The sequence below is a fragment of the Mycobacterium sp. TH-M106 genome (assembly GCF_057473765.1).
Genome location: NZ_JBYCLE010000606.1, coordinates 1 through 25493 on the forward strand (window position 1 = coordinate 1; position 25493 = coordinate 25493).

15 protein-coding genes are annotated in these 25493 nt (G+C 62.8%); 10 read left to right on the forward strand and 5 right to left on the reverse strand.

All coding sequences use genetic code 11. From position 1 onward, the window contains the following. Positions 1–384 precede the first annotated feature (384 nt). From AC2VOP_RS20595 to AC2VOP_RS20610, 4 genes are all read right to left on the reverse strand, one after another. Complete coding sequence (locus tag AC2VOP_RS20595) at positions 385–1896, reverse strand: hypothetical protein (RefSeq protein ID WP_080152054.1); 1512 nt, start codon at positions 1894–1896, stop codon at positions 385–387. Beyond that, positions 1893–2513 (reverse strand): hypothetical protein, encoded by a 621-nt coding sequence (locus AC2VOP_RS20600; protein ID WP_133051881.1) that lies wholly within the window; start codon positions 2511–2513, stop codon positions 1893–1895. The genes AC2VOP_RS20595 and AC2VOP_RS20600 overlap by 4 nt, the downstream gene beginning before the upstream one ends. 222 nt (positions 2514–2735) lie before the next feature. Next, entirely contained in the window at positions 2736–3623 is an 888-nt protein-coding gene (locus AC2VOP_RS20605) for a nucleotidyl transferase AbiEii/AbiGii toxin family protein (protein WP_486962691.1), read from the reverse strand. Next, positions 3620–4243, reverse strand: coding sequence for a type IV toxin-antitoxin system AbiEi family antitoxin domain-containing protein (locus tag AC2VOP_RS20610; protein ID WP_080152058.1), 624 nt, complete (start codon positions 4241–4243; stop codon positions 3620–3622). The genes AC2VOP_RS20605 and AC2VOP_RS20610 overlap by 4 nt, the downstream gene beginning before the upstream one ends. Before the next feature lie 155 nt (positions 4244–4398). Here AC2VOP_RS20610 and AC2VOP_RS20615 point away from each other — a divergent pair, with 155 nt between their 5' ends. The 10 genes from AC2VOP_RS20615 (at position 4399) to AC2VOP_RS20660 (ending at position 24098) form a co-directional block, all read left to right on the forward strand. Then, entirely contained in the window at positions 4399–6912 is a 2514-nt protein-coding gene (locus AC2VOP_RS20615) for a DEAD/DEAH box helicase (protein ID WP_486962692.1), read from the forward strand. Positions 6913–6999: 87 nt separating this feature from the next. Continuing rightward, on the forward strand, positions 7000–9552 hold the full coding sequence (locus AC2VOP_RS20620) for a helicase-related protein (RefSeq protein ID WP_486962693.1): 2553 nt from the start codon (positions 7000–7002) through the stop codon (positions 9550–9552). Next, a complete protein-coding gene (locus AC2VOP_RS20625; RefSeq protein ID WP_486962694.1) occupies positions 9549–12416 on the forward strand; it encodes a helicase-related protein in 2868 nt (955 codons plus the stop codon). The genes AC2VOP_RS20620 and AC2VOP_RS20625 overlap by 4 nt, the downstream gene beginning before the upstream one ends. Next, positions 12413–16516, forward strand: a complete 4104-nt coding sequence (locus AC2VOP_RS20630; RefSeq protein ID WP_486962695.1) for an Eco57I restriction-modification methylase domain-containing protein — start codon at positions 12413–12415, stop codon at positions 16514–16516. The genes AC2VOP_RS20625 and AC2VOP_RS20630 overlap by 4 nt, the downstream gene beginning before the upstream one ends. 18 nt (positions 16517–16534) lie before the next feature. Continuing rightward, entirely contained in the window at positions 16535–18631 is a 2097-nt protein-coding gene (locus tag AC2VOP_RS20635) for a UvrD-helicase domain-containing protein (RefSeq protein ID WP_486962696.1), read from the forward strand. A gap of 14 nt (positions 18632–18645) precedes the next feature. Beyond that, positions 18646–20910, forward strand: a complete 2265-nt coding sequence (locus tag AC2VOP_RS20640) for a GmrSD restriction endonuclease domain-containing protein (RefSeq protein WP_486962697.1) — start codon at positions 18646–18648, stop codon at positions 20908–20910. 227 nt (positions 20911–21137) lie between these two features. Beyond that, positions 21138–22262, forward strand: coding sequence for a hypothetical protein (locus tag AC2VOP_RS20645; protein WP_486962698.1), 1125 nt, complete (start codon positions 21138–21140; stop codon positions 22260–22262). Between the two features lie 104 nt (positions 22263–22366). Further along, entirely contained in the window at positions 22367–22903 is a 537-nt protein-coding gene (locus tag AC2VOP_RS20650) for a hypothetical protein (RefSeq protein WP_486962699.1), read from the forward strand. Beyond that, entirely contained in the window at positions 22900–23820 is a 921-nt protein-coding gene (locus tag AC2VOP_RS20655) for a hypothetical protein (RefSeq protein WP_119583271.1), read from the forward strand. The genes AC2VOP_RS20650 and AC2VOP_RS20655 overlap by 4 nt, the downstream gene beginning before the upstream one ends. Before the next feature lie 53 nt (positions 23821–23873). Further along, positions 23874–24098, forward strand: a complete 225-nt coding sequence (locus AC2VOP_RS20660) for a hypothetical protein (protein ID WP_486962700.1) — start codon at positions 23874–23876, stop codon at positions 24096–24098. Between the two features lie 199 nt (positions 24099–24297). On the opposite strand, the gene AC2VOP_RS20665 is transcribed toward AC2VOP_RS20660, so the two are convergent. Beyond that, positions 24298–25281, reverse strand: coding sequence for an abortive infection family protein (locus AC2VOP_RS20665; protein ID WP_085130852.1), 984 nt, complete (start codon positions 25279–25281; stop codon positions 24298–24300). Positions 25282–25493: the final 212 nt, after the last annotated feature.

The following is a 25493-nucleotide window of genomic DNA, read 5'->3' on the forward strand; positions in this document are numbered from 1 at the left end:
GCTCCGGCACCGTGATGAGACCGACCTGGTCCCAAGACAAGCACCATAGGCAACGAATAATACGGGCCCGAGCACGCCATCACCCCAGCTCAGAGCCTATTTCATCTGCGTCGGGCTGACAGCATTTGAACCTGCGACCACTTGACCCCCAGGAAGTAGAGGCAGCGCATACACCCAGGTCGCCGGCGGTTTCCTGCGACAAGACGCGCGGCGTGACGGGCGCCGACGCGCAGGTTGTTCAGCATCGCGCATAGCGTGTGGTCCCAACGTGGTCCCTGCGGTACGCCCCACTTTCGCGTGTTTCTAGCGTTGCGAATTGCGGCTTCGACCCCAGGCAGAGGTCAGATAAACCCACGACCCGCACCCGCTATGACCAAGCTCCGTTCACGTGTCTTCGTCACCCGACGGTTCCGCGTTGGCGCTGCGCTGTGGAGACTCTAGCGAGGTCGGACCGGTGGCTGCGTCGGAGTTTTCCTCTGGCGGGTCCTCGACCTGGCTGTCACTGCCTAAGCCGAGCACTCGCTCAAGGTCTCCCCGCACTTCTTCATCGGTTTCCGCCAGCAAGTTCCAACCGTTCCAGATCAAACCAGAGACTGACACCCTTGAGTTTGTGCGTGCACTCGCCGCCCCCCGTTCATAGTCGACCGGCACCGCCTTTCCATTGACCCTGGCCACGACGTCGTTGACTCTGACCAGCGTGCCGACGCTCGCGGTCACCCTCTCCACCAAATCGCTGGTCGCAACATCGCCGTCCCCGGGCGAGGTGAAACGCACTGCAATACCACTCGCGTCACTCACACCGATCTCAGAAATCGTCAAGCGTGCATTCTCAGACCTTGTCGAGAGTTTCGACAGCGATGGAAGTTCGTCAAGCGCGTACGCATCGTCGTTCTTCGTTGTGCCGGTTGGCACATGCGATGTACCCACCCACGCTTGATATCCACCTCCACGCAAAGAAAGATTCCCGTCGTCGACTTGCCAGGTGAACGGGTCGGCGTCTTGATCGGAACGGTGAGTCCTTCGCATGCTGCATCGGTTCGACATCAGTCGGCTAACCGCATTTTTCATGATGCTCTGGAGACGAGGTTGGTCTCCAAGGAGACGCAGACCAGAAAACGACTCAAGAGTGATCGCATTTCCGATCTGTTCCCAAAAGTCGGACAAAGATTCCGGCACAATGTCGAGTAGTTGACCAAGTAGGTCGGCGGAGAGGTCGTCACCAATCGACGTCACGCCACCCGGGAAGTCGACGGCCCGAGCCCCGCCGCTAATCCAAGCCGCTTCAAACAGGTGCGTGAACTCTGTGGTCGCACCAGGATCTAGGACGGCCTCAACTGCGTCGATCGCATCAGCAGTCTTGGCGCGGTCAGAATGCATGGCTCCGTCAAAGCCAGATTCGACTCGTTCGGCAAGTGTTTGCGCTTCCCCATCTTCGATAAGGCCCCTTCCGCCACGCATCACGAAAGAGGACAACATCTTTCCCGTTCGGGGAGGATCATCCAATAGGCCAATAGCTGGCACGCTAGCAACGAGACTTTTACGTTGGCCGGCAGACTGGGCCAGGGAATCGATAGCCTGGCGAACTGGCTGGCCCGAGAGGGGAACGAATTCGCTTAACTGGACGAAAATGGGGTGACGATCAGCAAGTCTTAGAACGTCGTCCTCGATCTCTTCGGCGTAGGCGGAAGCTCGCAGGAAGACAAACCGATCTGGACGATTGGACCAGCGCATGACAAAGTCAGGAAGATACGAATGATTAAAATGGTCCGTCGCCAATAGCCGCATCCCACGGTCGGCCTCACTTAGGGTTTTCGCAGCCAAGGTCTTGATCTTTCTCACTGCATCATCAAGATCCGGCGCACTAGCAGCTTCCATAATGTCGCTATATGAAGTCACAATTCGACCTCTTTCGCATTATCTACTATGAATTTCTCAATCACTCCGTGATGCTCCTTCGAAAGAGTCAAGTGATCGATCTGCTTTTCCGAGAGGATAAGCATCCACAGCCTATCGGATACAAGCTCGGCAGTCTCGGCGCTGAACGATTCTTCCGGCACCTGGTTCGGCACAAAATTAATGTCCAGCAGGTCTTTATGAAGAACTGCAGATTTAACTTCGTCGGAGCTGGTAATCTTGTCCCACTTAGTGCCACCATGCGGAGCGAATGCGATCCAGAAGAATTGGTCTGCCATCAAATGGTCGATCGAAACTGCACGGTAGCAATGTGCGAGAAAGGCTCTGAAATGTGCCGTTAGGTCCGATGAGTTAGCATATTTCTTACACTCGGCGAGAAAATTCTGACCAACGAAATCGCCTTCACGAAATCGACCGCCAAGATCAAAGGAGAAGACTGCATTGGCATCCTTATAATCGGCCTTTTTCAGCGTTAGCTTTTTCGCTGCAACACCATCGGGGTTGACTAAATCGGCACTAACTCGGGTCGTTCTATCGAGCCACTGCTTGGCAAGAAGCGCGCCGACTCTACCCTTGCGCTGCTCTGTCTCACCCGACACACAAGCTCCCCCACGTACGCGGCTTCATCCGGTTTAGGGTACGTCACCCCCTCTGCACTAAGCCCCGTTCCGAATCGTGTCTTCCTGATGTCGAAGTTCGGATCGTGGTCCTAAATCGCACGGTAGCTCACCTATGCGACAGAGCGCTCGCCGATCCGCCGATCCCGAGTCGCCGTACCCCGCGCGCCCACTGGACCTACTTGTTGTGCCGCGCTCAGACTGTCACGGCATATGAATCCCTACTGCATCAATTCGGTGAACAAATCGCCGCACTACCTCGGCAGCCGCTTCCACTGTCGCAGCGAGTTCAAGGTGATCCAGTCCCTCCAGCGCGCCCAGGTAAATCGGCGGCCAGTGCGGCAGCGCGGCCATATTCGGCGGCCATGGCTGCTGGGCGCGCGCGTCGAAAACCGCGATACACGCGCTGCGCGTTGACAATAGATCGGTGTCGGGCAGCAGTCCTTCGAGAAGTTGCAAGTCCACGAGGTCGTGAGCGCGGTCGTTGAACTTCGGCGGGTCAAGCACTGCGGTGACCGCATGGAGCTTCTGCGCGATCTGCCACGGAACGGTCATGCACGGCACGGAGACCGCCGCGGGAAGCCCGACAAGGCCGAGGGCATCCGAGGTGAGGGTGTCGAACTGGTCGGCATTGCCGGCTTCGACGGTAGAGACCTCGATCGGAACAGATGCGAAAGGCTTGCCGCGGTAGTTGAGCTTGGCGGTGAATCGTCGCGGCTTCACGGGCATGCCGGGAACATCGATCTCCTCGGGGACGGTGAAGATCGCTGTGAACCCCTCCCACTCCGTCTCGCCGGCCTCGGCCAGTTGCTCATGGACGTCTTCGATGTCGAGACGTGCGACGGTGTCGAAGTCTTTGGAGGTCCGTGAATCGGGGATGCCCCGGCGCAGCTCCAGCGACGATCCACCTTTGACCAACAGCAGCGGAGCGCCGTTGTCGTCGGTGAGCATGGCCGCGAACTGAGCGACGACGATCATCGCAACGTGTCGCTGCAATCGGCCGAACACCACACCTTGCCGTTGCGCTGCTTGCGTGAGCCGATCTCGCAATGAGCGCAGGTTCGTCGGTGGTGACGAATAGGGCTGGTTCACGCCGACTTCCTCTTGGCGCGCACGCGTAGACCGGTGGCAGGTTCATCGAGTGCGGCGCGTAGCTCAGCCGCTGGCGAACGACGAAGCGTGCCCTCGGCTTCGGCCCGTTCGATCGCCGTCCGAAGCTGATAGGGATCAGTCCCCGTGTCCAGGCAGTCTTTGATGGTTCTCGCAACCGTTGTCACAGGTATGGCGTCGACCGACGTGATGTCGGTTGCTGGGAGGTCGCGACGGTGAAGCCGGTACAGCTCACCCCCCGCTGCGCGGGGATGGTTGTTGCGCGGCACCGTGAGGTGAATGCGCGAAGGGTTCACGTCAGCGAGGGCGTGAAGCGCCAAAGCCGACTCATGCGAGATGGCACCACGGCCCAACGTCCAGGCGACGGCAGCTGCGAGATCGTCGTGTTCTCCACGCGGCAGAACGGGCACCCGGTACACACCACGACCGGTGCGCTCAAGACGTCCGCGTGCCGTCAGAAGGCGAAGCTGCACGGGGTCCACACCGATATCCCGAGCGTCGCGAGTCGTCACATAGCCATGCTGCTCGGCTGCAAGTTCGACAAGCTGATCCCAGATCGCCATGTGCGCAATCGTATCAAAGAGATACGTTTTTGCACACAACACCGAAGATAGACGGCAAACTTACCCGTATGACTGGCGAAGGATCGATGCTCGCACAACTGGCCAACCGGCAGCGCGACAATCCCCCGCACTGTCGGCCCCGCAAAGTAAGGTCAGCTTCGTTTGGTGCTTGACGCGGGTGAAAGGGGCGCTGCATGGACGCATTCGGTGTCCTGAACGAGGTCTTGGGCGACTACGAGAATTTCGTCAAGGGCTTCCTGGAGATCAAGGACGACCAGATCCGCAGCAAGGTCGAAAAGGAGATCGCCGACGGTCTGCTCTGGCCGGAGCCGTGGCTCGCGCTCAATCCCGCGTTCGAGTCCGGCGGCACCGTCAGCGAACTGGTCGGCAACAGTGTCCTCGACCCCCAGGCGACTAACATCTTCCGGGCACGAACCGAACAGGACCCCACCGGCAAAGAGATCACCTTCCACCGCCACCAGACTGACGCCTTCGAGATCGCCAACCGTCGTGAGTCCTACGTGCTCACCACCGGCACCGGGTCGGGCAAGTCGATGGCGTACATCGTGCCGATCGTCGACCGGGTGCTGCGCGAGGGCTCGGGCAAGGGCGTGCGGGCCATCATCGTCTATCCGATGAATGCCCTGGCCAACAGCCAGCGCAATGAGCTGGAGAAGTTCCTCGGGAAGACGAATCCCAAGGTTAGCTTCGCGCGATACACGGGGCAGGAGAACAGGGAGGACCGCGAGAAGACCCTCGCCTCTCCCCCGGACATCCTGCTGACCAACTACGTCATGTTGGAACTGATGCTCACCCGCCCGAAGGAGCGCACGGCCCTGATCAGCAGTGCCCAGAACCTGTCATTTCTGGTTCTCGACGAGCTGCATACCTATCGCGGCCGCCAAGGGGCCGATGTGGCGATGCTGGTCCGCCGGTTGCGTGGCGCCGTCAAGTCGAATGACGTCCAGTGCATCGGGACCAGTGCGACGCTCGCCGGTCCCGGCACCAAGGCCGAACAACGTCAGCAGGTCGCCGAATTGGCGACGAGGATCTTCGGCGTCGATGTCCCCGCGGCCAACATCGTCGGGGAAACCCTACGACGCGCGACGACGGGCGAGGCAGACCCGGCCATGCTGACGACACGGCTGGCAGCACCGACACCGGCACAGTGGGACGAACTCAAAGCCGACCCACTGGCCGTCTGGACCGAGCAACACTTTGGCCTAGACACCGACGATGAGGGCAAGCTGGCCCGACGCTCGCCATCCACACTCCGTGACGCTGCCACGAAATTGCATGACGAGACCGGCTTGGACGAGGCGGTCTGCCGGGAGAAGCTGCAGGAGCTACTGCTCGCCGGCTCACGAACCCGCGATCCGCAAGGCCGTTCGCTGTTCGCCTTCAAGCTGCACCAGTTCATCGGCAAGGGCGACACCGTCTACACCACCTTGGAACCCCCGTCGAAGCGCTTCCTCACCACGCAGTACCAGCGCAGCGCACCCAACAGGCCCGCGGGCCAGCCGCTGTTCCCGTTGGCGTTCTGCCGCGAGTGCGGGCAGGACTTTCTGGTCGTGAACCTGGAGCGCGGCGGTGAGAACTTCAGCCCCCGCATCCCGAATTCCGATCTTGTCGAACGTCCCGACGCCGACGGCCTGTTGCTCCTGACAGAACAACCGTGGCCCGACCTACACGACCCGGCCTTGCTCGACCTGGTCCCCGAGGACTGGGCGGTGTCCAGCGGCAGCGGTCAAGTTCTCGACAAGGCTCGAATCCTGAAGCTAACCAACTCATTACGTGTCGACGAGTTCGGCACCATCACCGACGATGGTATGCCGGTGGCGTTCTTCGAGCGGCTCGAATTCTGCCCGTCATGCAAGACGAGTTACGAGAGCAGTCAGCAGTCGCAATTCTCCCGCGTCGCAAGTCTGGGCACCGAAGGCCGTGCGAGTGCGGTGACGGTGCTCTCGCAGTCGATCGTCAGAGCGCTGCGAGGCGAGTCCGACCTCGACGATGATGCACGAACGTTCCTGGCGTTCAGCGACAACCGTCAGGACGCGAGCCTTCAAGCCGGTCACTTCAACGACTTCGTGCTGGTCGGGCTAATCCGTTCAGCCCTCTACCGCGCCGCCTCCGATCACCAGGAACACAACCCCGGTGAACCGCTGACCGACTGGAACCTCGGACCCGAAGTGGTGAACGCGCTCAGCGGGCAGAGTCTCAGGTTCTTCGCCCGCGACGAGGAGACCGCTGACGAGCACATCCCACGGAAGAAGATCACCCGCGCACTGCGAGATGTCGTCGCCTATCGCTTGTGGGCCGACCTCAAGCGTGGCTGGCGCATCACCATGCCGAATCTGGAACAGACCGGACAACTACGCCTGGCCTATGAGGGGGTGGACGAACTCGCCGCCAACGACGGCAAATGGGCAAGCTACGGAGAACCATTGGCCGGCGCCAGTGCCGAGACCCGACAAGAAATCATGCATGTCCTCCTCGACGAACTTCGCCGAAACCTCTGCATCGACACCGAATTCCTCACCGACGAGAAATTCGATGCCGTCCGACGGGCCAGCAGGGAATGGCTGAAAGACCCGTGGGCCATCTCCGACGATGCCGGGACCTACAGCGGCCTGGCATACCCCGGTGGCCGGCCGAAGGGGGTGGCCGGGATCGGCGCGGATCTCCACCTCTCAGGGTTGGGTGCGTAAGGACGCTGGCTGCGCCGTCCCAATCGCTTCCCCGGATTCCAGCATGCGCTCAAGACGAAGGATGCTGACGCGCTCATCGAGAGCCTGATGGACGTCATGGCCGGCGCCGGGATCTTGGTGCGCATTCCGGTTCCCAAGCGGCCCACGGGCTATCAGTTGCGTGCTGACCTCATCGCCTGGCATCCCGGCACCGGTGAACACCGGGCGCCCGACCCCATCCGCACAAACCAGACCGAAGGGCGAGTCAACCCCTATTTCCGAGATATGTACGCCGAGACGGCGCGGGCTTTGGTTGGACTGGAGGCCCGCGAGCACACCGCGCAGGTCGAGCCGGCCAAACGCCAGAAACGGGAAGAGGAGTTCAGCGAGGCCCGGCTCCCGGTGCTGTACTGCTCCCCTACCATGGAACTCGGCGTCGATATCAAGAGTCTCAATGTCGTTGGCATGCGCAATGTTCCACCGACACCGGCCAACTATGCGCAGCGTTCGGGACGTGCCGGCCGCTCCGGGCAGCCTGCGATCGCCCTGACCTACTGCGCCACCGGCAACGCTCATGACGCCTACTACTTTCGGCGCAGTCAGGACATGGTCGCCGGTGCGGTCGCCCCGCCGCGGTTGGAACTGGGCAACCAGGATCTGGTGCGCGCCCACGCCCACTCAATCTGGCTGGTGAAATGCGGCCTGGACCTCAAAGCCAGCATGGTCGACCTGCTGGAGATCGACCAGCCCGGCCAACCGTTGCGCGCCGAGGTCCTCGCGACGATCGAATCCCCATCGAGTCGCAGCGCCGCCATCACCGCGATCACCGACGTCCTGACAGCGACCACCGAAGTCACTTCGGCGCCATGGTGGACGGAGACCTGGATCGCTGAAACCGTCGACAAGGCGCCCAATCGGTTCAACCACGCCGCGGACCGGTGGCGCACGCTGTACAACGAGGCGCAGACGGAACTGGACCAGGCCAACACAACCCTGAAAACCATCGGTGCGTCCGAAAGCTCGAAACAACGTGCCCGCGGCCGTATTTCAGAGGCACGTGCTGCTCTCGACCTGCTCAAGGGCCAGGTCGACGATGTGCTTCAGGGTGATTTCTATACCTACCGCTACTTCGCCTCAGAGGGCTTTCTGCCCGGCTATTCCTTCCCGCGGCTGCCACTTTCGGCGTTCATTCCGGCCGAACGACGCACCCGCAGCGGCGGTGAAGGTGATTTCATTCAGCGGCCCCGGTTCATGGCGATCAGCGAGTTCGGCCCGGGTGCGTTCATCTACCACGAGGGTGCGCGCTACGAGGTCAATCGGGTCAGTCTGCCCGCCCGGGACGACGGCACTGGTGTTCACATCACCGAGATCAAGCGTTGCAGCGCCTGCGGGTATCTCCACGAGTCCACCGACCCCGATCTCTGCCAGCATTGCGGTGCGCCGTTCGCACCGGATGCCACGATGGCCAACTTGATGCGGCTGCTGTCGGTCAAGACTCGCCGCCGCGATCGGATCAGCGCCGACGAGGAGGAACGCCAGCGCGCCGGCCACGAGATCGTCACGACCATTCGCTTTGTTCCGCATGGGGTTCGGGCCGGCCAGCTGACCAGCACGATCACCGAAGGCGGACGCGACCTCGGCACCATGACCTACGGTGACACGGCGCAGATCCGCCGGATGAACGTCGGACTGCGTCGGCGAAAAGACAAGGACGTCCGGGGGTACGTGTTGGACACCGTGGAGGGACGCTGGTGCAAGGAGGCGGACCTGGCCAAGAACGTGCACGGTGAGGCGCCGCGCTATCAGCGGGTGATCCCGCACGTCGAGGACCATCGCAATGCGCTGCTGTTGCACCTGGACCCGTCGATCGGCCCCGATCAGCGGATGGCCGTGATGTATGCGCTCAAGCGCGGTATCGAAGCGGTGTATCAGTTGGAAGGCTCCGAACTTGCGGTGGAGGCGCTGCCCAGCAACACCGGTGACCACGCCTGGTCGCGGTTGTTGTTTTTCGAAGCGGCGGAGGGCGGGGCCGGTGTGCTAAGACGGCTTGCCACCGAGAACGGCCAGCTCACCCAGGTGGCGCGAAAAGCGTTGGAGATTCTGCACTTCAATCCCGACACCGGTGAAGACCTGCATCGCGCACCGCACGCGATCGAGGACTGCGCACAGGCCTGCTATGACTGCCTGCTGTCTTACAGCAACCAGTGGGACCACCAGCACCTGGACCGTCACAGCGTTCTCGTCCTGCTCCAGCGACTCGCCTCATCCACGGTGTCGGTCGGCGCCGGGGGTGAGGATCGCGCGGCGCAACTCGAACGCTTGACCAGAGCCTGCGACAGCGAGCTGGAAAAGCAGTTCCTCGTCCTGTTGGAACACCACGGCTTCCGGCTCCCTGACGATGCCCAGAAGATAGTCGACGGGTATTACGTGAGGCCTGATTTCGCGTACCACACCGACGGCATGGACGTTGCGATCTTCATCGACGGCCCCATCCACGACACCGCGAATCAGAGTCAGAAGGACGAGCAGGCACGCATGAAGCTCGAAGACGAGGCGGGATGGCTAGTGCTGCGCTTCCGCTATGGCGACGCAGACACCAACTGGCTCAACACCATTGCTGAGCACGGCGGCGTGTTCGGCGAAGCGAAGGCGGACGCGTGACGACGCTCGACTACCCTGCCGGCAGCCTGGTCAATGCCCGCGGCCGGGACTGGCTGGTCCTCCCCGGGTCCCCTGACGGCACGCTGCTGGTTCGCCCGCTCGGGGGGCATGAGCACGAAACCACCGTGCTGCTGCCCGAGATCGACGACTTCGCGGCAGCCACATTCGAACCACCGACGGTCGACGACCGCGGGGACGCCGGCCGGGCCCGGCTGCTTCGCGATGCACTCCGGCTGTCGTTTCGTGCCAGCGGCGGCCCGTTCCGGTCCTTCGCGCGCCTGGCCGTCGCACCCCGCAACTACCAGCTGGTGCCGCTGATGATGGCGGCCAACCAGGATGTCACCCGGCTGCTGATCGCCGACGGCGTCGGTATCGGCAAGACGGTCGAAGCCGGACTGATCGCCGCCGAGCTACTGGCCACCGGGGAAGCGCAGCGGTTGGCGGTGTTGTGCTCGCCGCAGCTGGCCCCGCAATGGCAGGGCGAGCTCCGGCACAAGTTCGGTATCGACGCGCAGCTTCTGTTGCCGTCCACGGTCAACCGGCTGACGCGTGGCGTCCCGTTCGGATCTAACGTCTACCAGCACTACCCGTATCTGGTGATCTCCACCGATTTCATCAAGCAGAAGTCCCGCCGTGACGAATTCGCCTTGCACTGGCCGGAACTGGTGATCGTCGACGAGGCGCATACCTGTGTGGCCTCCGCCGGCGTCGGCAAGTCCTCCCAGGCGCATCTGAGATATGCGTTGCTGCGCAAACTCGCCGACGACCAGCAGCGCCACCTGCTGCTACTGACCGCGACGCCACACAGCGGCGACGACGCCGCCTGGCAGTCGCTGATCGGCCTGCTCGACAACCGCCTCGGCGACCTGCCGGCAGACCTGTCCGGCCGCGACCGCGAAGACGACCGCAAACTGTTGGCCAAGTATATGATCCAGCGCCAACGCGCCGACATCCGCGAATACCTCAACGAGGACACCCCGTTCCCCGATCGCGAAACCACCGAGACCGCCTACAAACTCACCGCGGCATACCGCCAACTGTTCGACGACGTGATGGACTACGTCCGCGAACAGGTCGCCGACCCCAAGCTCACCGCGGTACGGCAACGCGTCCGGTGGTGGTCGGCGATCGCGCTGCTGCGGTGCCTGGCCTCCAGCCCGGCCGCAGCCGAACAGACCCTGCTCAACCGTTCGGCGGTCGCAGCCTCCGACGACGAAACCGAGGTTGACGCCTACGCCGAACCCCGCATCCTCGACACCGATCTGGACGACACCCTGGAAGCCGAGGACGTCACCGTCGGCGCCGACACCGATGACACCGACGCGCCCGACACAAAAAACCGGAAGCGGCTGCGCGAATTGGCAACTCAGGCGGCAGCACTGAAGGGCCCGCGGTCCGATGCGAAACTCAAGCGGCTCATCCCGCTGCTCAAGGAACTGCTCGACGAGGGCTACCACCCCATCGTCTTCTGCCGCTACATCCCCACCGCCGACTATCTCGCTGAGCACCTGAGTTCAGCCCTGTCGAAGGTCAAAGACCTCAAGATCGACGCCGTCACCGGAACTCTGCCACCGGAGGAACGCGAATCCCGCGTCGATATCCTCAGCGCCCACGACGGCCCCCGCCTGCTGATCGCGACCGACTGCCTCTCGGAGGGCGTCAACCTGCAGGACGGCTTCAGTGCCGTCGTCCACTACGACCTGGCATGGAATCCCACCCGCCACGAACAACGCGAAGGCCGCGTCGACCGGTTCGGCCAGCAAGCCCCCACCGTGCGCACCGTGACGTACTACGGCGAGGACAACGGCATCGACGGCATCGTGTTGCAGGTCCTCATCCGCCGCCACGAGAACATCAAACGCAGCATCGGTGTCTCGGTGCCGATCCCGGTCGATGCCACCACCGTGATGAAGGCGATCTGGGAGTCCCTGCTGCTACGCGGCAAGGACGCCGAACAACTGACCCTCGACTTCGCCGAAGCCACCTCCACATCCCTGGCAGAACAGGTTGAGGTCGAGTGGACCAACGCGGCCGAACGGGAGAAGGCGTCGCGGACCCGGTTCAGGCAGGCCGGACTCAAACCCGACACCGTCGAACACGCACTGACCGAGGTGCGCCGCGCCCTCGGCGGGCCGGCCGATATCGAAACCTTCACCCGCACAGCACTATCCATTCTGAGTGCACCGGTCAGCGACACCGACGACGGGTTCACCGCGATCATCACCGCCCTCCCTGCCGCGGTACGCGATCAACTGCCGCCCACCAAGAACGGGCGACTGCACTTCCACCGCTCGCTGCCCGTCCCGGCCGGGCACAGCGTGCTCACCCGCACCGATGCCACTGTCGATGCGCTGTCGCGCTATGTCCTCGACGCCGCACTGGACTCCCGGCTCGACCCGGCGGCCCGCCCCGCCCGCCGCGCCGGTGTGATGCGCACCAGCGGCGTCACCAAGGTGACCACCTTGCTCATGGTGCGTCATCGGCTGGAGATCACCATCCCCGGCTCGGCCGGCACCGTCACCCAGGTCGCCGAGGAAGCCAAGTTCCTGGCGTTCACCGCGAGTGGCGATACCTTGACCTGGTTGCCGCAGGGCGAGGTCGACGCGCTGCTGTCGTTGATGCCGTCAGGCAACGTCGACGACGCGCTGGCCCGCATGCAGTTGGGCCGTGCCCTGGGGCGCCTAGAGGCGCTCAGCAAGCACCTCAGCAACACCGGCACAGACGCAGCGAAGAACTTGGTGTCCGAGCACCAGGCGGTCCGCAGCGCGTCCAAGGCCGCCGGACGCGCACCCACCGTCCGGTTCCTGCCGCCCGCCGACGTCCTGGGTATCTACGTGTTCCTACCGGAAGCCGGGGTCCGATGAGCGCACTCACCGTCTTCCGGGCCGTTCGCACGGTCGGCACCGCGCTGCCCGCCGAAGCCCTCCCCCGGGCCAACGAACTGCGCATGCCCGGCCAGACCGCCGACGCTTACCAGCTGCCACCGGGGATGGCGGTCAACGGCGCCATCGCCCGCGCCTGGGAAGCCATGCTCGCCGCACACCGGAGCTGGTGCACCGCGTTGGAGCGACTGCCAGACGGTGACGCCGCCACCAAACTCACGCGGGACAGATGGCTGCTACCGCTGCTTTACGAACTCGGTTGGGGCCGGCCCGATGTCGTCAGCGGCGGGCTGCCGGTGCCGCCCGGCCTCGGCGAGGCCGAGGCACCGCACTTCCCCATCTCACACCGCGTCACCTGGCCCGATGCTGCGAACCCCTCAATCTGGGCGCCGCTGCACCTGGTTGGCGCCGGAATCGACCTGGACACCAAGACCGCGGGGGTGACCGCCCGGGCGCCGCAGGCCATGGTGCAGGACTACCTCAACCGGGACGACCACGCGCTGTGGGCGATCGTGTCCAACGGCCATCAGCTGCGGCTGCTGCGTGACGCCTCCAGTCTGACCCGGCAGTCGTTCGTCGAGTTCGACCTCGACGCGATCTTCGCCGACCAGCTCTACGCCGACTTCCGCATCCTGTTCCTGACCGTCCACGCCAGCCGGTTCGCGCCCCGCCTGGACGACAAGGCCGCCAAAGCGGTTGCCGACAGTGAGGACGCCGGTGAGGACGCCGAAGTCGAGCTGGCCGAGCCCAAGCTCGACAACTGCTGGCTGGAACGCTGGCGCACCAACGCCATCGACGACGGTGCCCGCGCCCTGCTGAACCTGCAACACGGCATCGCGGTCGCGCTGCAGGAGCTCGGCACCGGGTTCGTCTCGCACCCGGCCAACGCTGCCCTGCGCGAGACGCTGGCTGTCGCCACCGACGCCGACCGCGACCTGCAGCGCGCACTGCTGCGCATCGCTTACCGGCTGATCGTGCTGTTCGTGGTCGAGGACCGCGACCTGCTGCACCGCTCCGATGTTCCCGTCAACCCCCGCACCCTCTATGCGGACTACTTCTCCACCGCGCGGTTGCGCCGACTGGCGGCCGAGCCGATCGGCGGCTGGCACACCGACCTGTGGCAGGCGCACCAGATCGTCACCGACGCCCTGGCCGGCGACGGACTGCCCGCGCTGGGGCTGAGCGGTCTTGGCGCCAGCCTCTTTTCGCGGGACGCGCTGAGCATCCTCGACGGCGCCGAGTTGCCCAACCGGGCCTTGCTCGCCGCGGTGCGGGCGCTGGCCCAGATCGACGACCCGGTCACCGAGTTACCGCGGTCGGTCGACTACCGCAACCTCGACAGCGAAGAACTCGGCGGCATGTACGAAGGATTGCTGGCCTACACACCGCGGTATCACGCCGACGAGCGGGTGTTCACCCTCGAGGTGTCCACCGGCAACGAACGCAAGAAGTCCGGCTCCTATTACACCCCGTCGGATCTGATCGCGCTGGTGCTGGACGAGGCGCTGAACCCGCTGATCGACGAGGCCGTTCGGGAACCCGACCCGCAGCAGGCACTGCCAGATCTCACGGTGGTCGATCCGGCTTGCGGTAGTGGACATTTCGTTGTCGCCGCCGCACGGCGGATCGCCTCAGCACTGGCCACCGTGCGCACCGAAGAGACCGAACCCACACCCGCCGCACTTCGGGCGGCCACCGCCGATGTCATCGAACGCTGCGTCTACGGAGTGGACCTCAACGACCTAGCCATCGAGATCACCAAGGTGGCGCTGTGGCTCGAAGCCTTCGACGCCGATCGGCCATTGCCTTTCCTCGACGCGCACTTCCGCGTCGGCAACGCACTGCTAGGGACCACCCCGGAGCTGTTGCGCCACAACATCCCCGACGAGGCGTTCAAGGTGCTCGGTGAAGACGACAGCGAATGGAACTCGCTGCTTAAGAAGCGCAATAAGAAAGAACGGCAAGCCGACCAGGACCAGCTGACGCTGAGCTTCGGCCCCGAAACACTCAACGTCGAAACCAGCCAGTTCACCAAGGCCGCCCGCGAAGCCGACACCGGTACCGTCGCCTCGGTGGCTGCGCTGCGCGCCCGCGCTGACGCATGGCGACGACTGGAAGCCGACCCCGACCTGGTGGCCGCCAAGCTGGTCGCCGATGCGTGGTGTGCGGCGTTCGTGCAACCGAAGACCGGGGCGACCACCTCCGGCCAGGGCATCACCCATGCGACGGTCCGCACACTGTCCGAAGCTCCGGAGTCGGTGCCCGACACCATCGTCACGCAAGTCAATGCCCTGGCCCGTCAGTACCGGTTCTTCCACTGGCATTTGGAGTTTCCCGGCAATTTCATAGTGCCGGACGACGGTAGCGCCGACGCCGGGACCGGGTGGACGGGTGGGTTCTCCTGCGTCGTCGGCAACCCGCCGTGGGAGAAAGTGAAGCTCCAAGAAAAAGAATACTTCGGCAATGCCGGACGACCAGATATCGAGAGCGCAACACCTGCATCGAAGCGAAAAAAATTAATCGAGAAGCTCGCAGATGAAGACCCAGACCTCTTTGCAAGGTACCTTACGGCGCTCCGCCAATCGGATGCGACCGCTCACCTACTTTTGAAGAGCCAACGATACCCGCTAACCGGACAAGGCGACGTTAACACCTACAGCGTCTTCGCCGAGACAATGCGTACGATCACCAATGCTGAGGGCTCTGCTGGCATCATCACACCGACCGGGCTTGCCACCGATAAGACCGCTGCACCTTTCTTCGCCGACTCGTTGAGTAATCACAGGCTATTCGCGTTCTACGACTTCGAGAACGAAGCCAAGATCTTCCGTGATGTGGACCACCGAGTTCGCTTTGCAATCACCACGGTGACAGGAGCGCAGCGCTCGGTCCGACGAGCCAAGTTCGCGTTTCTGAACCGCCACATATCCGATGTTCCCGACAGGCGGTTCCAGTTAGCGGCAGACGAAGTGCTGCTGATCAACCCAAACACAGGCACGCTCCCCATGTTCCGTACTCGCAGAGACGCTGACATCACCGTCGGCATCTTCTCCCGTCACCCTGTGCTGATTAGAGAACAAGATCCCAAAGGGAATCCATGGGGTCTCTCGATGCCAACGTTGTTTCACATGACGAACGACTCTGGACTCTTCGAAGAGGCGGAAGGCCTCTCCGACGGGGAGTTCAACGGTTGGTCGTACACGCAGGGAAGCAAAGAGTATGTACCCTTATACGAAGCAAAGATGTTGGGGCACTTTGATCACCGTTTCGGAACCTACCAGGGCGCAACGCAGGCACAACTGAACTCAGGATCGCTCCCGCGGCCGAGCGTGGATGAGCACGACGACCCGCGTTTCGAGCTGCTCGCTCATTATTGGGTGTGCCTTCCAGAGATGACTAGGAAGCTCAACGACCGATGGTCTCGCGGTTGGATGCTCGGGGCACGTGGCATCACCAACATGGGGAACGAACGGACATTTGTGCCCTCAGTCCTTCCAGCCTCGGCCGTCGGAAATTCATTCTTTCTTGCCATCCTCGAAAACCCTGACCACGGACCGCTACTCCACGCAGCTTGGTCCACGCTGACGTTCGACTACCTCGCGCGCCAGAAGCTCAGCGGTTCGAATGTGAACCAATTCGTTGTGAAGCAACTCGCCTGTCCCACACCAGACACGTTTGATGAAGCGACTCCGTGGCGAGCGGATACCACACTCTCGAGTTGGGTCCGTGCGCATGTTCTCGAACTGTCATTCACGTCATACCGACTGAAGCCATACGCACAGGACCTCGACGATGACGGCCCACCCTTTCACTGGGATCCAGAACGCCGAGCCCTTCTGCGCGCCGACATCGATGCTGGCTTTCTCCACATCTACGGCCTCGATCGCGAAGAAACAGAGCACGTCCTCGACTCATTTCCTATCGTCCGGAAGTACGAGGAACGCGATCTCGGCGAGTTCCGCACCAAACGCCTGGTTCTGGAGGCCTATGACCGCATGGCTGAAGCGATCGCGAATGGCGGCAAGGGCTGGAAACCGCTCGCCGATCCCCCCGCCGGTCATGGGCCCCGTCACCCCGAATAGTCAACCAACGGAAGAGCAATGCCGACACTCGCCATCGACAAGGGATTCCTCAGGGACCCGGTCAAACTGGAGAAGCCCGTCTACAACCGCGTCACCGAGGTGTTCGACGAGTTCGACGCCGCCACCCACACCGGGTTGCACCTGGAGAAGATCGCCAACGCCCGCAACCCAAGGTTTCGGTCCATCCGTATCGACCAGGCCTGGCGCGGGATCGTGCTGGCCCCGGTCACCGGCGACGTTTACACCTTGCTGAAGGTGTTGCACCACGACGACGCCTACGCCTGGGCGCAACGCAGCAACGTCTCGGTCAACACCGCCACCGGCGGCATCGAAATCCGCGACGAAGCCGAACTCGACCGCCAGATACCCGAGATGATGGAAGCCGCCAAGTCCGCCGGCACCCCGATCTTCGCCAACGTCAAAGACGGCGAGCTGACCAAACTCGGCGTCGACGAGAAGGTCCTCGCGTTCGCGCGGACCGTCACCGACGCCGCACAACTCGACGCAGCGAGATCTTTCCTGCCCGAAACACAATGGGATGTGCTGTTCGGCCTCGCCGCCGGATTCACCCCCGATGAGGTCTGGACCGACCTCGGCGCGCAGATCCTGAACGAGCCCGTCGACACCGAGGACATCGATGCGGCCATCCTGCGCAGCAGCGACCGCGTCGTCCTCGTTAGCGGGCCCGACGAACTGATGGACGTCTTCGCCTACCCGTTCGCCACCTGGCGGGTGTACCTGCACCCGACGCAGCGCGCCGTCGTCGACGCCGCCTACAAGGGCCCGGCCCGCGTCACCGGCGGGCCCGGCACCGGCAAGACCGTCGTCGCCTTGCACCGCGCGCACATGCTCGCCCGGCGTGGTGATGGCAAGGTACTGGTCACCACCTTCACCTCCACCCTGTCCGACACGCTGCAGTCCGGACTCGACATGCTCGTAGACGACGAGGAGGCCGAAAGCCGGATCGAGGTGTCCCATGTCGACCGGATCGCGCACCGCGTCTTCCGGAAGAGCCATGGTGCACCGCACCTGCTCGGCGCCGAGGACGAGAAAGTACTGTGGGCCGGGCTGATCGAGGAACTCGAGTGCACTTTCACGCCAGTGTTCCTGTCCGAGGAATGGCGGCAGGTGGTGCTGGCCCGTCGCATCAGCACCGCCGACGCGTACCTCGCCGCCAAGCGGACCGGACGCGGGCGTCCACTCGGATCCGCCCAACGGGCGCAGGTGTGGCAGGTCATCTGGGAGTTCGAACATGCCCTCACCCAGCAGGGCGTGTGGACGCACGAAACCATCCGACGCGAAGCGACCCGCCTGCTGGAGGAATCGTCCGAGAAACCGTTCCGGCACATTCTCATCGATGAGGCGCAGGACCTCAGCCCCGACCAATGGCGGCTGCTGCGGGCCGCGGTCGCCGAAGCACCCGACGACATATTCATCGCGGGCGACACCCACCAGCGCATCTACGACAACCGGGTCAGTTTGCGCGAGGTCGGCATCAACATCGCCGGCCGGTCCTCACGATTGAACATCAACTACCGCACCACCGCGGAGATTCTCGGTTGGAGTTTGGGCCTGCTGCGCGGCGAGCCGATCGACGACATGGAAGGCGGGCTGGACTCCATCGCCGGCTGCAAGTCCTACGTGCACGGGCAGCCGCCGACATTGAGCGGACACCAAAGTGCCGATGCCGAGGCCAAATTCATCGCCGCGTCCGTCAAGGCCTGGATCGAGGGCGGAATCGCACCGTCGGAGGTCGGGATCGCTGTTCGCGCCAAGTGGCTGACGTCGAAGATCGAAAGTGCTCTGCGGGCGGCCGGGATCGACAGCGTCGACCTGGCGAAAGCCTCCGATGACGACGATGCTGTGCGCGTCGGAACCATGCACCGCGTCAAGGGTTTGGAGTTCCGCTGCATGTGCGTCGCTGGTGTCAGCGCCAAGTTGGTACCCGCCGCCAACGCCATCACTCCGGCCGAGGCCGACAAGCAGACGCACCACCAAGACCTGGAACGGGAACGATGCCTACTCTTTGTGGCCTGCACTCGGGCGCGTGAGGAACTGCTCATCACCTGGCACGGCGAACCCAGCCCGTTCCTGACCGCGCTTGAGACGAACTGAACAGGAGATTTACCGTGACCCGCCTGTCTACCTTGCTCGACGAAATCGATTCCGGCGTCGTGCTTCTCCCGGAATTCCAACGCGGCTACGTCTGGAACCGCGACCAGGTCCGCGGCCTGATGCGTTCGCTGTACCGCGCGTATCCGGTCGGCGGCCTGCTGATGTGGGAGACGACATCAGATGATGTCACTGTTCGTGGGGCCTCCTCGGGCAGTGGAACGCGACAACTGCTGCTCGACGGGCAGCAGCGCGTCACGTCGATGTATGGAGTCATTCGCGGCACACCTCCCCCGTTCTTCGAAGGCGACCCGAGTGCGTTCACCGGGATGCACTTCAATGTCGAAACCCAGTCCTTCGAGTTCTACGCACCCACCAAGATGGCCGGCGACCTCACCTGGGTCAACGTCACCGAATTGTTCCGAAAGGGGCCATTCGAGTACTTGAGCGCCTTTCCCGACGTCGAGCGCGAAGTGCTCAACACCTACCTTGAACGGCTTAACCGGATTAAAGAGATCGAGAACCGCAACTTCAACTCCGAGAAGATCACCGGCGCCGGTAAGACGGTCGATGAGGTCGTCGACATCTTCAACAAAGTCAACTCTGGCGGCACCAAACTGTCCAAGGGTGACCTCGCGTTGGCAAAGCTCTGCGCCGAATGGCCCGATGCCCGAAAAGAACTGCGCGACAACCTGGACCGCTGGAAGAAGGCCGGTTTCCGGTTCTCGCTGGACTGGCTGCTGCGAAACGCGACCGCGGTCGCGACGGGCCGGGCACTGTTCTCCTCCCTGGGCGATGTGTCCGCCCCCGACTTCGAGGCGGCCCTCGGCAAGTCGGTGAACCACATCGGCACCTTCCTCGACGCAGCTTCTGGACGTTTGGGCCTCGACCACGACCGGGTGTTTATGGGTCGCTACGCCACACCCGTCATCACCCGGCTGCTGCAGCTCAACGGCGGCGGGTTCACCGACGGCGCGCACCGCGACAAAGTTCTGTACTGGTACGTGCACTCCGCGCTCTGGGGCCGGTTCAGCGGCTCGACGGAGACCTACCTGCAGCAGGATTACGAGGCGGTTGAGCGGGGCGGAGTCGATGCATTGATCTCGACACTGGAACGCGTCCGAGGTGGACGTCTGGCCATCGGCCCCGACGACTTCGCCGGCTCGACTCGCGGTTCCCGGTTCTACCCCCTGCTGTACCTGTTGACCCGAGTTGATGGTGCCCGGGACTTCGGTAGCGGGCTGGAACTGCGTGCTGAGCTTCTCGGCAAACTCACCTCGCTCCAGGTGCACCACATCTTTCCGAAGGCGTTGCTGCGCAACCACGGATTCGACCGCAACGAGATCAATGCGCTCGCCAATTTCTGCTTCCTCACCCAGGACACCAACATCAAGATCGGGATGCGTGACCCAGCCGAATACCTGCCGGAGGTACAGGCCAGGCATCCGGGTGTTTTGGATTCGCAGTGGATTCCGACCGATCCTGAGCTGTGGCGGGTAGAGCGCTATTCAGACTTCCTGGCCGCCCGCCGTGAGCTTCTGGCCGCCTCGGCGCAGTCCTTTCTCGAAGGCCTCCGCAACCTCGAAGGCCCGCACGACAACGTGGCCCTGGAATGGCTGCAGGTTGACGACGAGGTCATCGACGACCCCCGCGGTCAGCAGGTACGTGAACTCATCGCCGAGCTGAACCGCAGAGGCTATGCCGAGCCGGAAGTCGATGCGGAGATCCCAGACCCCGATACCGGCGCTGTGCTTGCGGTTGCAGAAGCCTTCTGGCCCAAGGGTCTTCAAGAGGAGCTGGGCGATCCCGTCGTCCTCGAACTCGACCCTGACGACGCCGATCTGCCTCGCCTGGAAGAATTGAAGATGAGAGTCTTCACCTCGGTGGACGCGCTGCTGCGGTTCGTTGAGAACGAAGGCGTCATCGCTTCCGGCGAGCCGGATACGACGGCTGCCGAGGTCGCCAGCGACTCACCACTAAGTGACATCGAGGCCGAATTTTCGCAACGAATGAAGGCCGTGTACGACCGCGGCCTTTCAGAGGCGGGGTACAAGGCCTCCTATTTCCTGAGCATGCTGTCGCAACACGGGCCGCAGGAGACCGCACACAAACTGTTGGCGTCCCGACCAATCTCGGACGGGTTCCGCGAACTGTGGGAGCGGGAGCGGCTTGACCTGACCGTGGAGGCCCTCGTAGTCGAGCCCAAGTTTTCGGAGCTGTTCAGCGAGAACGAGATAGCGGTTGCTCGGCGACGGCTGGACCAGTTCGGGTACACGCCCTAGGGCAGCCTGTGCACGGAAAACGATGATTACAAACCACATTCGCCAGTTAGATCGACACCCCAGAAGCAGGAGCAACCGTGTCCGACGAGAGCCCCGACAACCTTCCACTGCCGGCCGGAAGCGATGAAGTCGAAGTATCGGTTCAGCACGGCGGCCTCGTGGTTGCCGGCGATTCGGAAGCTATCGAGGCCTACCTGTCACGCCTGCGGACGGTCGCCGGCAAGACGATGCGGGTATCCGGCATCAACAAATCCTCGGTCGGCACCGCCGCCGGCCTTTTGGCCGGGATGGCAGCGATTCTCGCGGATTCGGGGAAGTACGTGCAGCTTCATCCCGACAGCGTCAACGCGCTGCGCGTGGGCAACTGGATTCCCGGAACTGACGGCTACTTCAGGATGATGACGCGTGGCGGCGACGGACTGTTCCTGCAACAGCTGCAGTGGGCACCGGCGCAGATCGCACCTCCGCAAATGGCCGCAGTTCAATTGATCGCCACGCAAATGGCGCTCAAGGCGGCGATTGCCAACGTGGAGGAAGCTGTACGTCGGGTTGAGGGCAAGGTGGAGTCCATCTTGGACCTCGCTCAGGCCTCGCGTGCGGGCGACGTCCTCGGCACGCACCTGTCGATTCGTCGGGCCACAGATTTCCTCGATGAGCATGGCGTGCTTCCCGATACCGATTGGGACGCTGTGGCGGGCTTGGGGCCCGCACTAAACGTGACAGTGGAACAACTCCGGAACCATGTGAGCCGAGTCCTCGATTCGTTCGACTCCACTCTTTCGGTCCAGAAACGAGCTGCCAAGCTCGGCGCGGCGGTCGAAGACAAGCAGCTGGGCGAGACCCTGAGCCTTTTGGTAGTCGCCGAGGATTCGCTGTACCGGTGGCAGCTACTGCGACTGGCCCGGGTTGGGGAGAAAGAGCCGCAGCACCGGCAGCGGGTGATCGACGACATGAACGAACTGATCCGCCATCACGTTGTCGAGGACGGCAAGCTATATCGCGACGCGATACGCCTGCTTCACGACTTTGCAAAACCGGAACCCATCGAGGGATTCCGGTTCTTGGCAGTTCGAGAATTAGCCAAACATCGTTCAACCCTTCGTGACGAGCTGGACCGCTTCGCCCAGGCCCGGCGCCACCAGGTCGAGGAGTGGTCGAACGTCAGCACTCCTGGTGTCCTGGACGCGGCGGCAGCTGTGATCGACGCGGTCTCCGGCTCGGCGCTCAAGGCCGTCGGGGCTGCCGGGCATGGATTCATTCGGATGGGCGAATACCTCGCAGATAAGGCCCAGACCGAGAAAGCCGCGTCGCCGATGGACGATTCCGATGGCTCTCCGGCTGAGACCAAGTGACTGGCTGAACACGTGGTCTCTCAGGCCCAGGTCGCGCACGTTATCGTCTCCTCTTCACGGGACGCAGCAAGCAAACAAGCCGTGTTGATCGCGCCCGTCGAACCATGAACGTGACCTACGCGGCAATCCTGATCAGCCTGGCCTCCCTCTTCTTGGGCATCGTGAACTATCAGTACACGCGGTACGCGCAGGTCCGCGACTTGCAGACCCCGCTGCGCAACGAGTTGCGGAACAACCTGCACCGGTTCGACTACTGGCGAATCGAGAAGATCCTGAACCAGCTTCAGGACCGTATTCCGTCTGCCGACGTCGAGGGCGAGCTGCGCAAGCTCAGCGAGTCCATCGCGCTCACCAAAGGCAGCTTCGTCGCCCCCACACCTCAACAGCTCCAGACTCTGGTCGACACCTTCGAATCGACATGCGCCGCGTTCAACGAGACCCGAACACCGCCCACGAGCGACAAAGTCTTCGATGGCGGCTACCAGGCGAAGCAACGTGCGAACCTGATCGAACACTTCACCGTCCTACGCCGTGAAATTCGTTGTTTTGTAGACGATTTGGATGCGATCCAAACCAAGCCGATGACTCGCCGCAAGCAAATCAAGCAGTTCAGGGCTCTTGATCGGAAAGCACGAGGGTGACTCTGCTTCAGACCGTCTTCTCCGGGGACCGCATCATCCAGGTGTCGGACCGCAGACTCACCCTGAATGGGCAGATCTTCGACGATGAGTACACCAAGCTGGTCTGCTGGAACCAGACCTTTTCGGCGGGGTTCACCGGCATCGCTCGCATCGACCGGCGCGCCAGGAAGTCGACGGCGGAATGGATCGCCGAAGTCCTGTGCGACTACCCCGCGTTCGTTCCCGGTGTGCAGGCACTGCGCCAGGAGGCGGAGAACCGAGTCTCCAAGTTGTCCTGGGCCGACAAGAGGCTGGCCATCGTCGTCGCTGGGTTCGACTTCCGTCAGATTCCGTTGATCGCGGAAATCGCCAACTTCGATACGGCCACGAACGTCACGCAGGACGCAGACAGCTTCCGCCTGAGATACGCACAATTTCCACCTGGGCGGAAGACTGGCACCCACTCAGTGGGCGCGGGCCTCGGCAACCTTGAACACCGTCTCCTATCTCGATACGTCCCCCGTATCCTGCAAAAGGACAAGGCCAACGGTCACAACCGTGCGATCAAGCTGTTGGTGGAGAATCAGCGGCGGGTCCACCGCAAGGATCCGCTAGTGGGGGCCGACTCTCAGGCCGTGACCATTCCCTCCACCCGGGATCGTCATCAGCAACCTCGACGGCACCGACATCCCCGCTCACAGCAGCAGTTTCGTGTACTTCGATCAGCACGGCTTCCGGTACAAGCAGCTCGGACCGCTCATGGCGCAGGGCAAGCAGGTCATCGACCAGGTGATTGGGACGGCGGACGAAGAGAACCCCGACCACCAGTCGATGAGTATTCGGTTCGTGAAGGTACCGCCGGCACCGACCCGCGCACAGCGGCGCAGGACGTCGCACTAGTTGCTGGCCGACACGCACCGTCCAAGCAGCCCCAGTGAGCCAACCCCATTCCTGTCGGCTTGCGCGGCCATCTTCTCCAAGGAGGTGCTCAATGTACAAGCAGAGTCGTAGCAAGCGGTGGCTCGGAGTCCTTCGCGAGGCTTTGACCATGCTCAAGATGGCTGAGAAATCCGTCGCGATGTACGCAGAGGCCGCAACCCGTATGCAAGGTGTACGAGTCGTAAGCGAACGCGACAAGGACGTTATGACCGGCATCGCCCGCGATAACATCAAGCTGACACTAAGAAGGGCGGATCAGTGGGGCCAAACCACTTGACGAAACGCAGATGCCGGTGTCCCACTGCACAGCCTGCGCAAGATTGCCGGCCATGGCAGCATCACCACCACCCAGCGCTACCTGCATCCCGATCGGCAGTCCGTGGCTGATGCCGGCGAGTTGCTGGCGCGGCATCTGTCATCGAAGGCTGGCCGCAAGCTGCGGGCAATCTAAGCCGCTACCCGATGTAGTGGCCGGGTCAGAATGGCGCGCCCGGAGCGAAGAGCGAGACGATATTTGACCACTGCGAGCGAGCGGACTGCTCGAACCGTTCGCTGAGTCCCTTAGCGAAGGACCACAGCTCGCGGTCCGTCGGATAATCGCCAGTTTGGAAATGCTCGTTGCCAAGAAGCAAATGCAACCTGTCCAGCTCGGCGGCCTGGTTCTCGATCGGGCCAAGAAGTCCCGGCATTCGCTCGATGGCCCACCGTGTAGGCCGCGCGTTGCCGTTCTCGTCGAACAGCAGGCCGTCCACCACACCGCGCCGGTAGTGCGGCGGCCAGTCCTCCAGAGAATCAGAGTTCGCACATGCTTGAACACCCTCGGCCTGGACGAGTACGGTGTCCCGCATTGCACGAATGCCTACCGCATTCCCGAGCTTCTGTTGAATCGACGTATCAAGATCGGCGATGTTGGCAGCCCGTAGTCGTTCTGCAAGGTTTCCCTTATAGAAGACCGCACCGTCGAGCAGGTCACTGATCAAAGTTGCGGGTTGGCCCAGGATGAGTGGCGCCAGTCGGCGAAGGGCCCAGCGCACCCACAACATCGTCGCTGGAACAACGACATCGACCATCTCCTGCTCGACCACAGGCTCGCGAGCGCGGCCGTGACCGGAGCCAAAGGTGTTGCGGATGACACCGACACTCTTGACGATCTTCATCGCGCTCTGGACGAGATTGCGTAGCTCGGGGTCACCACTGAGATGTGCACCCGGCTGGCGTTTGAGCACTGCGTGGGCAGAATCGACAAGCGCTGGAAAATCTGTTGCGGCTGGAGCTACTTCCCCGCGTTCAGTAATCACGACCCGCGCGACGGACTCGGCAAGCTCCTTCGCGCGGCCAAGAATTAGTGACCCGTCGGTGCCGCCCACGGCTTCCGCCAAGCGGTCGCGGTGACCAACGATTGCGGTCCATGCCTGCCCGTCGATACCCAGCGGACGGTCGATAGTCAGATCATCTGGCATAACGCTCCCCTAGCGTCCCGGTCGCAACAGTTACGCGGACTCGGAACCGGACGAGCAGCTGCCAACGCGTGCAGTGAGACCTGCCCCATGTGGTCCCAATGTGGTCCCAGGACCACCTGCACCACTGTGGGCCTCCTCCGGCGAAACAACAGCTCAGAGCCTATTTCATCTGCGTCGGGCTGACAGGATTTGAACCTGCGACCACTTGACCC